The sequence below is a fragment of the Paenibacillus sp. sgz302191 genome, assembly GCF_057749925.1.
This window is the reverse complement of record NZ_JBYLHY010000012.1, coordinates 1-12,495: the sequence shown is the minus strand read 5'-3', so window position 1 is coordinate 12,495 and position 12,495 is coordinate 1. Positions and strand designations below refer to the sequence as shown.

The window sequence follows — 12,495 nt, the reverse complement described above, 5'->3', positions numbered from 1 at the left end:
TGATAATCGGGGGTTGCACTGTTGACGTCATCCAATAGCATAGAACAATGGAACAAACTGGAATATGATCCACATTACATCCAGGAAGTGGTCGAAGCTTTAATGGAGCACGCTGCAGTAGCTTTTGCCGTTTGCGATCTTCAGCATCATGTGAAGTATATCAATCATAATTTCGAGCAAATGTTCGGCTGGCATCAAGAAGAGCTGCTTGGCCTCCCCCTGCCGACCATTCCTGAAGAGGAACTGGACGCGTATGAAAAGCTGCTTCTTGCCCACAGATGGGAATACGACAAAATGGAGCATCGCCGCAAGCATAAAAACCGCACGAATATTCAGGTGAATGAGACGGTCGCCCCGATCCGCAATCAGGAAGGGAGCATCGTCGCTTACGCCAGCATGATTTGGGATGTGGGAGAGTATAAAAAGACCGAACGGAGCCTCCTGGAAAGCAGACAGCAGTTCCAGTCTTTGTTTGACAACAATCCGGATGCGGTCGTCTCGCTTGATTCGTCAGGCAATCTGATCGGCTTCAATCCCGCAACCTGCAAGCTGACCGGCTATTCGCAGGCGGAATTTGGTCAGCATTCGCTAAGGGAGCTTTGCGTGCCGGAACATTTGGACAAAATCATCGGACGGCTGGAGCGCACGCTGCTCGGGCGGCCGCAAAATTTTGAAACCGCAATTGTTCATAAAAACGGCTCCCGCATCGAGCTTAACGTCATTCTCGTGCCCATTTCGATCAACGGCGCCATCAGCGGCGTCTACTTCATAGCCAAAAACATCACGCAGCAAAAGGAAGCCGAAGATTTAATTCAATACATGGCTTACTACGATGCCTTGACAGACTTGCCCAACCGCAGAATGTTCGAGCGGAAAGTGATGTCGCATCTGGGCGAAGCCGACAGCCAGCGCAGCCAAATCGCCATTTTGTATCTCGACCTGGACGGATTCAAATTCATTAACGATTCGCTCGGACACGGAGTCGGCGATCAGGTTTTGAAAGAGGTCGCCAAGCGGCTGAAAAGCAGCGTCCGCGAGCAGGATACGGTCGGGCGCATGGGCGGCGACGAGTTTACGGTCTGTCTGCCGCTGATCAGCGGTCAGGACGACGCCGCGCCGGTTGCGGAGCGGATTTTGCACGAAATTCGCAAGCCTTTTGCCGTGCAGGGTCAAGATTTTTACTTGTCGGTCAGCATCGGCATGGCGTTCTACCCGGAGCATGGCTGTCATGCGGAAGATTTGATCCATAACGCCGACACCGCTCTGTATAAAGTGAAAGAACAGGGCAAAAACCATGTGAAAATATATTCCAAAGCGATGCACGAGGAAGCCATTCACCGCCGCCAGCTGGAAAACGAGCTGCACAAAGCGCTGCAGCACGATGAATTTGTCGTCCACTACCAGCCGCAAATCGATGTGAACACGAATGCCGTCGTCGGCATGGAAGCGCTTGTACGCTGGGATCATCCGACGCGCGATCTTCTGTACCCGGGCGATTTTATCGCCATTGCCGAAGAAACCGGCCTGATCGTTCCGATCGGCTCGCGCGTCCTGGAAATTGCCTGCAAGCAGTGCAAAAGATGGCAGGAACAGGGCCACGGGGACCTGCGCATCGCCGTCAACCTTTCGCAAATTCAGCTCAGAGACGAGGAACTCGTCCGCTCCGTGAAGCAGGTGCTCGATCAAACCGGCCTCCCTCCCGCTTCGCTGGAGCTGGAAATTACCGAAAGCATCGCGATGCACAACACTGAGCCGATCATCGAGCGGTTGAACGAACTTGTGTCCCTGGGCGTCCAAATCTCGATCGACGACTTCGGGACAGGCTTTTCATCGCTCAGCTATTTAAGCAAGTTCCCGGTTCACCGGCTCAAAATCGACCGTTCTTTTATTACCAACATAACGAACCGTTCGGAATCCGCGATCGTTGCGTCTATCGTCGGACTCGCGCAAAATTTGAACCTCGGCGTCATCGTCGAAGGGGTCGAAACCGAGCTGCAAAAAGATGCGCTGCCGCGGCTCGGATGTTACGAAATGCAGGGCTATCTGTTCTGCAAGCCGATGCCGGCCTCGCTGTTTTCCACGCTGCTGGACGGAAATTTCAATTAAAAAAAAGCCTCGGGGACCGTCAAACTGTCCTCAAGGCTTTTTCTTCATTAATTCAGCACGGCTGTTATATGTTTCGTCGTGACCGACCAGTGTGAAGTGTTCCAGATCGACTCTTTATTTTTGAAATAAAGAATTTGCGGCGAAGCGTGCTTGACCCCCAAATCCTCGGCGATTTGATTGGATACCGGGCGGGTTTCGATCACTTTAACCAAATAATAGTCGACGTCTTCGTTCGGGCTGCCAGCCAGGTACTCATCGTACTCTTCAAGCGCGCTCGCGCTTACCGGACATGCCGTACTGTGCTTCAGGACAACGGTAGGCTTACCGGAGGATTGCTCCAAAACTTGCTGCCATTGTTCTAGCGTAGTCAATTCTTTCCATGTAGACATATGAATAACTCCCTCCCTCTCGTACTTGAGAATTATTATAATTTAAGGGAGCGGCATATGCAAATGGTGATGCCGACGGAATCAATGAATGTCAGGCAACCTTCTCAAAAGCCGCTCGATGGAGCGGTTCGCTTCCTTCAGCACCGTAGGCTTGTCAATCGTCCGGATGATGCGGTCCCTCATGACGATTTTGCCGTCGATCATCGTCATTTCCACATCGGCGCGGGTCGCCGAATACACCAGTCTGCCGTAAACGTCGACTTCGGAAGAAGGATACGTGTGGAAATCGTTGAGATCAACCAGCACAAGGTCGGCTTTTTTCCCTTTCTCGATGCTGCCGATTTCCTCTTCCATCCCCATGACGCGAGCGCCGCCCATCGTCGCCATGCGAAATACGGTTTTCGCGTCCATGGCCGTCGGTCCATGCTGCACCTTTTGCAGGTGCGAGGACAGCCTCATTTCGTGGAACATATCAAGATTGTTGTTGCACGGCGCACCGTCCGCGCCCAGGCTGAGAATGATCTCCCTGGAGAGCAGATCGGGCACTTCGGCCACACCCGAGGCCAGCTTGAGATTGGAGCCCGGGCAATGGCTCACTTTGACGCGGTGTTTGCGAAGAATTTCCTTCTCCTGTTCGTCGAGCCAAATGCAATGAGCGAGGATCAAATTCGGATTCGCAAGCCCGATATGCTCCAGATAGACGATATTGCGCATGCCGCGCTGAGCTTCGACCAGTTCGATTTCCTTTTGATTTTCCGAGGCGTGCGTATGGACTTTGACCCCATATTGAGCGGACAAATCTCTGACCTGGATGAGCAGCTCCTCCGTGCAGGAGACGACGAACCGCGGGCAGAACGCATACTGCAGCCTGCCGCCGTCGTGGTTGTGCCACTTCTCCAAAAGCTTCACGCTTTCCCGAACCGAGTCGTCCGTCTTCTCGATCAGCATGCTCGGCACTTCCGAGCCGTAATCCATCATCACCTTGCCGGACAACGCGCGAATGCCGCTCTCCGACATGGCGCGGAACGCCGAATCCGTATGATTGACCGTCTCCATATCAACGATCGAAGTCGTCCCGCTGCGAATCAGCTCGCCGAGTCCCAGCATCGCCGAATAATAGACGGATTCCTCGTCATGCGCAGCTTCAAGCGGCCAAATCCGCTTGCGCAGCCAATCGAGCAGCTCGAGATCGTCCGCCTGGCCGCGGAACAATGTTTGGCACAAATGAATGTGCGTTTGAATCAAACCGGGAATCAGCACTTTTCCCGCTGCGTCGATCACTTCATCGCCGGCTTCCGGCGCAATGGACGACCCGATTTCGACAATCCGGTCCCGTTCGACCCTGACGTCGCCGACAAATACTTCCTCCTGCCCGTTCATCGTGACGATTTGCGCTCCTTGAATCACTATTCCTGCCATTGTACATACCTCCGGTTTCCAATTGGGGATGACTGCATCCCATAATTCGCATCTTCCGCTCGGATGCTGCTATAATGAAAGCAAAACTTATCCAAAAGAGGAAGAGTATACATGCCAAATCCTCAGCTTATGACTAGACGTTCTTTTTTTAAAAAAGGGCTTGCTCTTGCCGGCTCCTTGTTCGCTGCAGGCGGTCTGACAGCTGGCTACTCAGCCTTTGTGGAGCCGCGCCGCTACGAAATTATGCGCCATACGCTCCGTTTCAAAAGGCTTCCCGAAGCTTTTCACGGCATCAAACTGCTGCAATTCAGCGACACTCATATCGGCCACCATTTTAATCTCGGTCATTTGCAAAAAGTAGTCGACCTGATTGCGCGCGAGCAGGCGGATTTGCTTTGTTTTACAGGAGACTTGTTCGATACGTCCGTAACGGAAGATCCCGCAGCAACAAGCGAAATCCTGTCGCAGCTAGAAGCGCCGTTGGGCAAATGGGCCGTGCTGGGCAACCACGATAAATATTCCGGCGTCAAAAAAACCGAAGACATGCTCGCAGGAGGCGGCTTCACCACCTTGGTCAACCGGCACCAGACGATACGCCACAAAGACGGCTTCATCCAAATCGCCGGCGTAGCGGATATGCTGACAGGCAATCCGGACATCGCCCAAACCCTCAAAGGTGCGGATTCCGGAGCTTTCACCCTGCTGATGTCGCATTCGCCCAATTTTGCCGACAAGGCTTCCAAGCAAGCGATCGATCTGCAGCTGTCCGGGCATACGCACGGAGGCCAAATCCGGCTCCCGTTCATCGGCGCCCTGGTCACCCCACCCCTCGGCGATAAATATGTAATGGGGCATTATACCGCAGCCGGGTCCGAGATGCAAGTGTACACGACCCGCGGGATCGGCACGACACTGATGCCGATGCGCTTTTTGTGCCGGCCGGAAATCACCGTCCTTACGCTTGAAAAGCAAAAGCCCTGAGCTTCCGTAGAAGCTGCCCAGGGCTTACGATTCCACCTCTTGCGTCATCTCATGAATAACGCTCCCACCACCAAACCGCCGATAATTCCCCACACAGAGCTCAAACCTAAATATTGCACCATAATAAAGTAAGCGGCCGCTATCAGAAAAGGCAAAAATTTGACCGGACCGTCCATCGGCGCAAAAGCGAATTTGATAAAATCGTAAGCAAGCATCGCGAGCATAACGAAGATGACCGGCTGAATGCCTTTGATCATGCCGCGAATGACGGAATTGCCCGACAGCTTGCTCATCACGCCCACAAGCAGCACCATCAGCAGCGCAGTCGGCATCACGACGGCCAACACGGCCACAGTCGCGCCAAGCCAGCCTGCGACCTTAAAGCCGATGTAGGCGGCCAATTTCGTCGCAATCGGCCCGGGAAGCGCGTTGCCGAAAGCGAGCGCCTGACCGAACTCCTCCTTGTTCATCCAGGCGAATCTGCCTACCGCCTCATGCTCGTACAGAGGAATAATCGAAGGCCCTCCGCCGTAACCAAGCATCGTAGATCTTCCAAAACCGATAAATAATTCCCACAATTTCAACCACATATTTCTCCACTCTCTCCTGCAGCATTTGAATCAAGAATACACGAATGGCATTCCGATCTCAACTAATCTTGTCTAACGTGAAGAAATTGCCGGAACAAAAACACTGCTTTAAGTTTCAACAAATCGTTCACTTTTTTAAAATCGACCTGCAGCAAATCGCTGATTTTCTCCAGCCGGTAAGTCACCGTATTCCGGTGAATAAACAGCTGTTTCGCCGCTTCGCTGACCTGCCCGTCGTTGCGGATGAACACTTCCAGCGTGCGGATCATCTCCTGCGAATACTCCGCATCCTTCTCCAGCAGCGGCCGCAAAATTTTCGTGCAATAATCCTCCATGACGGCGGAAGGAACCGTTTGAAAAAGATGCGCGAACTCAATCGTCTCAAAATGGAGCACCCGGTCGTGCAGCTTCAACCGCCCCGCAAGCCTGTGCGTCTCCTGGCATTCCATGTACGCTTCCCGGAGCGCCGGCGGCTTCAGCTTCACCGGGCTCACATAGAAGGCCACCTCCCCGTCGTCCTCCACATTGACGGCATCCGCCGCATATTTGGACAGCAGTTGAGTCAGCTCCTCTTCAGGAAAGCCGTCGGAAAGCGAGGTCGAATAAATCGAAAACAGCTGATCCTTCATCGCAAAATGATGCGCGCGCAGACTCGAAGATTTGGGTTGGGATTCCAAATACTGCTTAAGCTCCTTCAGCTTGCGGAATTGCCCGTCTTCGGCGAGCGGCGGCATGCCGGTCATTTTGGCAACGACGCATTGGTAAGCTCCCGTAAACAGGTTGACGCCTCTGGCGCGCGCCTGCTCCAAAAACTCTTCAAGGGGAGCTCCTTTCTCCAGATAGCGGACGAGGCTGTTCTGAAGATCCCTCTGCATCGACGCTTCCACATGAGACCTGAACGTGAAACCCATGTGAAACGACAAAATATCCGCCGCCTGCTGAAACAGCCCTTCCTCCACGTTCGCCAGCAGCACGGCATCAGGCATGACCAGCAGACTGCCCAGATGCTCATCGTCCTGCTGCATCAGAGCGACGCGGTATGCGCGTTCTTTTCCCGCGTGCACCCAGCCCGCTTTGCGCTTCCAGGGCCAATTGAACTGCAGCTGCTCGGTGCTCCATGCGCTTGTGTTGTACATGACCTGATTTTTGGCTCCCACAATCGCCATCGGATACCCGACAATATCGCTGATCCATTGAAACATCGAGGCCATGTCATCCTGCTTCAAGCCGAATTGCAGCAGCTTTTTTTGCTTATCGAGCACACTTTGCAGCACCTGCGTATTGCGGCGGTATTCCGCGTTAAAGAGTGCGTTCATCTGATCGGAAAAAGTAAATTGAAACGGCATTTCAATAATGGGAAAATGCAGCCGATCCGCCTCTTCGACGACGACCTTCGGCAGTTCCGACCAAAACCGCCCCAATTTGATGCCCAGCCCCGCAGCCCCCCGGTCATTTAATTTGCGCAGCAAATTGACCGTCTCTTGAGGGTTATCCTTCATGGCAAAAGCCGTCGTAAACAGCATTTCTCCCGATTTTGTCCAATCCGCTATATCCGGCGCATCCATGACATTCACGGACTTGACAATGCGCGAGTCTCCCTGTTTGCCCGCTACCAACTTCGCTTCAGATAAAGGATAAATGGTTAACGCCTCTCGAATGGTAAGATGCATAACGATTCCCCCTTACGTCTTTTTATCGATTATAGGATGCCGCTACCGTTCAGTCAATGAATTTGTGTTATATTTTATTACATAAATGCGGGAATGATGAATTTTTCATGAAATTTTTTCAATTATATGTTATGTTAAATGACATAAATATGTCATTTGTAGAAAAGACAAATTGATCGGCTTGTCGGTGTAAACCGCCAGACAGCGTGCCGCATGTGGCCGACCGACCGCCGTCACACGGCGCAAAACCGGGGGCCGCGTGCGCAGCCTCCACACCACGCACCGGGAACGGCGTGCGCAGGTTTCCACATCGCACGCCGGGAGCCGCACGCGTAGCTTCCACACCGCGCATCGGGAGCTACGTGCGTAACCTCCGCACCGCGCACCGGGAACCGCGTGCGCAGCCTCCGCAGGTAACCATCCCACCGCCTTGGGCTGGTTTGCACAAATGACCCTTCTTCGCGAGTCTGATGTGGTTGAGCAGCAGCATGAAAACCTGCAAAATGCAGGTTGCCCAAGAAAGTAGCGACATATTGGTCGTAAAACTGGACAACTGGCCAGGAAGCAGCATGGTAACGAAAAAACCTGCGAAAGTGCAGGTTTTCCCTCTTAAATTGGTCTATTTTCTCGAAAAACCTGCAAATGTGCAGGAATTTTCGCTGAAAGTGAATCCGGGTCCATATGTTCGGCGAAAAGCCTGCACTTTTGCAGGAATTCTTCATGGATGGCGATCAAAGACGTAAATTCATGTATTTTTGCAGGCTTTTTCGCTGGAATCGATTCATTTTGCGAAAAACCTGCGATTGTACAGGAATTATCGTTCAGAAGGGGCCTAACCCTACGTTTTATCGCAAAAAACTGCAAATTTCAGGCTTCTCAGAAAAACGTACACTGGAGAGGCGTATCTCTGTAACCGTGTAGAAACCTGCAAAAACTCCCATAACGTCGCCGGTGTCACTCCAAAGATGAAAATAATTCAAGTCTGCCGCGTACTATTTTCATATAAAAAATCAGATTGTTGATCAAGTGACGGGTTAGAGAAAGCGTTGAGGCCGCAGCAGCCACTCTGCCCCAACCTATGTGGGTCGGCCGCCTTCATGGGGTAGTAACAGCGTCGCTGACACCACCCGCAAAGTAGCAGAAATTATACGGGAAACTTATTGATGACCTCGTTATATTCAAACTGTGCATCGGTGATAGCTAGTTTCGAATATACTTCCAGCGATTTTCGGCTTTCATGCCCGGAATAAGGCTGAACCAGTGCATCATCGATTCCTTGCTTTTTCAGCCAGGTCAGCAGAAAGTGGCGGAGCATGTGTGGTGACAGATTTTGAGCCAGTTCAGCTTCCACGGAGTATTTGGCCAAAATTTTGCGGATTCCTCGCTCGGTGTATTTTTTCTTCCAGGAGGATTCAAATAAATACACCGCCTTCTTCTTTTTCATCGAATCTGCGTGCATGGCCAGCAACTCTTTAAAGGTCTTCGGGAGCGTTTTCACGATCATCATACCCTGAAAAGTTCCTAAAAGAGTGAGTATCGGAACTTATATTATTCATAGGGGACTGAGCTAACAGGCAGCATAGTTTTTTAAGAATATGCGCCGCCAACATTTTGATGTTAATGGGAGCCTTTTGAAGTATACTTCTCCACCATTTTATTCAAATAATCTCGATATTCTTCAACATAGGTCTTCGGCTCTACTATTTCCAGATTTGTCCCGAAACTCGCTAAAAACTGAAAGCCAATACTGTTTTGAGGAACATAGATGGTGGCTAAGAAATATTCAGAACTGTAGTTTTCAATACTCTTTCGACCGTACCTTTCAATGAATTGATCTTTTATGCCAGGCGAAATCAACGCCTTGACTGTGACTAGTTCCGGTTGATAACTTGCTTCCTGCTCTTGTTCCAACAAATCATCTCTAGGGCTAAACGTTTGTTCATTCATTTTAAGATGATCGATCCGAGATAATTTGAACGTTCTATATCTCATGCGATGTAAACAGAATCCTTTCAAATACCAACTCGTTTCGCTAAAATGAAGCTGATAGGGCTCGACAGTTCTTTTCGTCGCAGTGCCATTTTTATCTATATAATCAAATGAAACTAATCTTCTCTTTAATATGGCTTCCTGACATGTCTTCAAGGTTTGACGAATCTCAGACCGACCCTCCCAATCATAAAAAGACAGTTGAATTGAACCTTTCGGAGCCAATGGACTAACCATGGCTTCTATTTTTCTGATCGTTACTTCAACTTCTTCGCTAATTAGAATTTGTTCCAATCCGCCGAGCGCAGTCAATATATTCTCTAAGTCGGAGCTGCTTAAAAGACGTTTATCAACCTTGTATTCATCCATAATGCCGTAGCCGCCATGAACTCCAATGACCGAATAGATAGGGATGTTTGATAAACTCAAGGTTTCCATATCGCGAAGAATCGTTCTTTTGGAAACGTTAAATAATTGCGCGAATTCTTTGGTGGAAACAACCTCTTTTTTCAGCAAGATCATAATGATAGAGATTAATCTCTCAACTTTTTCCATCGGTTCCCCTCTTTTTTTCTACTTTAGTATGAAACGGTGACATACTGCTGTCACCTCTTATAAAGTATACTACATTTATAACAAGAAGGAGGTATTGCTTTATGGCAGCTATTGTATATTTAAACTTTGATGGAAATGCAGAACAAGTGATTGAATTTTATTCGGAGGCTTTAAGCGCAATTGAAGTAAAAAAAGCGAAATTTGGGGATATCCCGCAAGATCCAAACTACCCAATGCCGGAAAATGAGTTAAATATGATCATGGAGTCTTCCATAGAATTCGCAGGCGGGAAAATCATGATGTCGGACATTTTGCCTTCAATGAAGGCGGTAACAGGCGAGCTGGTGAAAGGGAATACTATTCTGATTAGTCTAGTCATCGAAGATAAGCAAAAACTGGAAGAATACTTTGGTCAATTGTCCCTTGGCGGCCATGTCATCATGCCGTTATCCAATTATCCTTGGTCTTCGTGCTTTGGAATGCTAATTGATAAGTTTGGGGTTAACTGGAAATTCAATAGTGACGCAGATCAGTTTCTTGATAACATAATATCCAACAAACAGTAACTCATTCTGAAAATGGTCTTGCAACTGAAGGCCATTTTTTTATGCACTGATGGAGGCACGATTTATGAAAAATAGCTATTCTTCGCTTATCTTTTTTCTGGCTTTAGGTATATTTGGCATCATAACAACTGAAATGGGCATGATCGGAGTTCTTCCCCAAGTCACTCAAAAGTTTCATATAGCACCATCGGAGGCCGGGTACCTTGTGAGTGCATTTGCTTTCATCGTTGCCATTTCAGGCCCATTCCTAACATTACTCGCTTCCGGCATGAATCGAAAAGCACTCTTACTTTCCGCTATCCTGATGTTTGCCATCGCTAATTTGGTGTATGCTTATACGACCAGGTTCGAAGTTATGCTGGCTTTCCGGATTGTTCCTGCGTTTTTTCATTCTGTCTTTTTTTCGATTGCGCTCGCGACCGCTGCCAGCCTTGTTCCTCCCGAAAAGAGCGGCAAAGCGGTCACCCAGGTTATGGCCGGAGTAACCGTTGGATTCGCTTTTGGCGTGCCGATTACATCCTATCTCTCCACAAAAATTTCGCTGGAAGCTGCTTTCCTGTTTGGAGCTATTGTGAGCGTCATTGCCTTTATAGGCATACTGGTCTGGCTTCCTTCAATGACTGTTAAGGAAAGAATGTCTTTCGGCAAGCAGCTCGGCATATTGCGCAAACCTCAATTGTGGTTAACGATCTTGATCGTGGTGATGATCTTTACAGCGATGAGTTCGATTTATAGCTACTTTGCCGAATATCTCGGAGAAGTCACCCATATGAACGGTACCTGGATCAGCGTGATGTTGATGATCTTTGGCGTCACCATGATTGCAGGGAACTTCTTGTTCGGGTTCTTTCTGAACAAAAGCATGACAAAAACGGTTATCCTGTTTCCTCTCGTATATGCGGTCATTTACTTATTTACTTATTATTGGGGTTCTCATTTTTGGCCGATGGCGGTCATCGTATTTGTGTGGGGAGCTGTGCATTCCGGGGGACTTATTCTAAGTCAAGCCTTGTTGATGACTGATGCGAAAGAAGCTTCCGAATTCGGTAACAGCTTATTTGTTTCCTTTTCTAATGTTGGCATTACGGTAGGGACATGGATCGGCGGCTTGTTTATTTCCCAGTTGGGCGCGCATCAGCTTATCTGGAGCGGTATTATGCTTTTGTCGCTTACTTTCATACTGATCATGATAAAAGCAGCAATTTCCAAATCACATGTTGAGAAAGCAAGCATGAATTAACGGATATATGATAAATGTAGAAAGGAAATTCTTTTTCAAATATGGAACTGGATCATTTAATTCCCGTAAAATCGAGAGAAGAGTTGAGGTTTTGGCTGCAGGAAAATAGTAAAACTAAAAAATATTGTTGGGTCTTGGTTAGTATGGCGCCCAAATCGGATACGCTCTTATATTTGGACGCGGTCGAGGAAGCTTTGTGCTTTGGATGGATCGATGGAGTCAAGAAGAAAATATCTGAAAATGGACTGAATTGAATAAAGAACGTGTCCGCCGCCTCGAAAAGTTGGGTTTGATGACAGACGAAGGAAGAAAGGTTCTTCCTGATATGGATTACGATTCTTTTCGAATCGATTCGGTTATAGAGCAAAGGCTGAAAGAGGAAAAGCAAGTATATGAGAACTTCAAGGCATTTCCGGATCTGTATAAAAGAGTTCGGATCGACACGATACAAAGCATAAAAAATCAACCGGAATTATTTGATAGCAGATTAGACAAATTCATAGCAAACACGAGAGAAAACAAAATGTACGGCCAATGGAATGATAATGGACGTCTACTAGATATTTAAGTTGCTCTGTGGCAATTTTCAAACCTTTAAGCCAGCCAGATTATAGCAGAAAGAGATCTCGCCAACACTTTAACAGTAAACGTCACATCCAACCCGTCTTCAACCGCGCGTTCACATATAGAGGCAATCCGGTCGAGGAGGTTGCCTGTATGCCTATGAAAGGACATCCCCGTTACTATGGGTACGTAGTTTAACGAACAGGCTACAATTGGTACATTTATCATTCATAAAGAGAACTCTCAAAAGTGGAGGGTCCTTACAATTTTATCCATGTGTTTGCGGGTAGTTTCAGCTACGCTGGTACTACCCGTGCGCGTTGTTCCTAGACAACCTGCTCAGAAATGAACAACAAAACTAGGGGGTTTCTAAAGAGACCTAACTTCATATCTGAATGGATGGGGGAAATCCCCATCACGTTAGAA

11 protein-coding genes and 1 pseudogene are annotated in these 12,495 nt (G+C 48.7%); 6 read left to right on the top strand and 6 right to left on the bottom strand.

Annotated features, from left to right (window positions below; genetic code table 11):
- The first annotated feature begins 21 nt into the window (after window positions 1–21).
- Complete coding sequence (locus AC3G2T_RS18045; RefSeq protein WP_488436419.1) at window positions 22–2,106, top strand: putative bifunctional diguanylate cyclase/phosphodiesterase; 2,085 nt, start codon at window positions 22–24, stop codon at window positions 2,104–2,106.
- 47 nt (window positions 2,107–2,153) lie between these two features.
- Here the strand turns inward: AC3G2T_RS18045 and ytxJ are convergent, their stop codons facing one another.
- Window positions 2,154–2,495, bottom strand: coding sequence for a bacillithiol system redox-active protein YtxJ (ytxJ, locus tag AC3G2T_RS18040; protein ID WP_474687215.1), 342 nt, complete (start codon window positions 2,493–2,495; stop codon window positions 2,154–2,156).
- Between the two features lie 81 nt (window positions 2,496–2,576).
- On the bottom strand, window positions 2,577–3,914 hold the full coding sequence (locus AC3G2T_RS18035; protein WP_488436418.1) for a 5'-deoxyadenosine deaminase: 1,338 nt from the start codon (window positions 3,912–3,914) through the stop codon (window positions 2,577–2,579).
- A gap of 111 nt (window positions 3,915–4,025) precedes the next feature.
- Between AC3G2T_RS18035 and AC3G2T_RS18030 the strand changes: the two genes are divergently transcribed.
- Window positions 4,026–4,895 carry a metallophosphoesterase gene (locus AC3G2T_RS18030; protein WP_488436417.1) on the top strand — a complete coding sequence of 290 codons (870 nt, stop codon included), beginning with the start codon at window positions 4,026–4,028 and terminating at the stop codon, window positions 4,893–4,895.
- A 44-nt stretch (window positions 4,896–4,939) separates the two neighbouring features.
- Here the strand turns inward: AC3G2T_RS18030 and AC3G2T_RS18025 are convergent, their stop codons facing one another.
- On the bottom strand, window positions 4,940–5,485 hold the full coding sequence (locus tag AC3G2T_RS18025) for a chromate transporter (protein ID WP_474687220.1): 546 nt from the start codon (window positions 5,483–5,485) through the stop codon (window positions 4,940–4,942).
- A 62-nt stretch (window positions 5,486–5,547) separates the two neighbouring features.
- Window positions 5,548–7,155: a PucR family transcriptional regulator gene (locus AC3G2T_RS18020; RefSeq protein ID WP_488436416.1), complete on the bottom strand. Its 1,608-nt coding sequence runs from the start codon at window positions 7,153–7,155 to the stop codon at window positions 5,548–5,550.
- Between the two features lie 476 nt (window positions 7,156–7,631).
- Between AC3G2T_RS18020 and AC3G2T_RS18015 the strand changes: the two genes are divergently transcribed.
- Window positions 7,632–7,898, top strand: a complete 267-nt coding sequence (locus AC3G2T_RS18015; RefSeq protein ID WP_474687223.1) for a hypothetical protein — start codon at window positions 7,632–7,634, stop codon at window positions 7,896–7,898.
- A gap of 401 nt (window positions 7,899–8,299) precedes the next feature.
- On the opposite strand, the gene AC3G2T_RS18010 is transcribed toward AC3G2T_RS18015, so the two are convergent.
- Window positions 8,300–8,662, bottom strand: a complete 363-nt coding sequence (locus AC3G2T_RS18010) for a tyrosine-type recombinase/integrase (protein ID WP_474687225.1) — start codon at window positions 8,660–8,662, stop codon at window positions 8,300–8,302.
- A gap of 110 nt (window positions 8,663–8,772) precedes the next feature.
- A complete protein-coding gene (locus AC3G2T_RS18005; RefSeq protein WP_474687226.1) occupies window positions 8,773–9,699 on the bottom strand; it encodes a helix-turn-helix transcriptional regulator in 927 nt (308 codons plus the stop codon).
- A 101-nt stretch (window positions 9,700–9,800) separates the two neighbouring features.
- Here AC3G2T_RS18005 and AC3G2T_RS18000 point away from each other — a divergent pair, with 101 nt between their 5' ends.
- The 3 genes and pseudogenes from AC3G2T_RS18000 to AC3G2T_RS17990 all read left to right on the top strand — a co-directional run bounded on the left by AC3G2T_RS18000 (window position 9,801) and on the right by AC3G2T_RS17990 (window position 12,073).
- The gene (locus AC3G2T_RS18000; RefSeq protein WP_474687228.1) at window positions 9,801–10,265 is read left to right on the top strand and encodes a VOC family protein; all 465 of its coding nucleotides are present in this window, start codon (window positions 9,801–9,803) and stop codon (window positions 10,263–10,265) included.
- Window positions 10,266–10,329: 64 nt separating this feature from the next.
- Window positions 10,330–11,505, top strand: coding sequence for an MFS transporter (locus tag AC3G2T_RS17995; protein ID WP_474687230.1), 1,176 nt, complete (start codon window positions 10,330–10,332; stop codon window positions 11,503–11,505).
- 41 nt (window positions 11,506–11,546) lie between these two features.
- Window positions 11,547–12,073: pseudogene (locus AC3G2T_RS17990) on the top strand (YdeI/OmpD-associated family protein).
- Window positions 12,074–12,495: the final 422 nt, after the last annotated feature.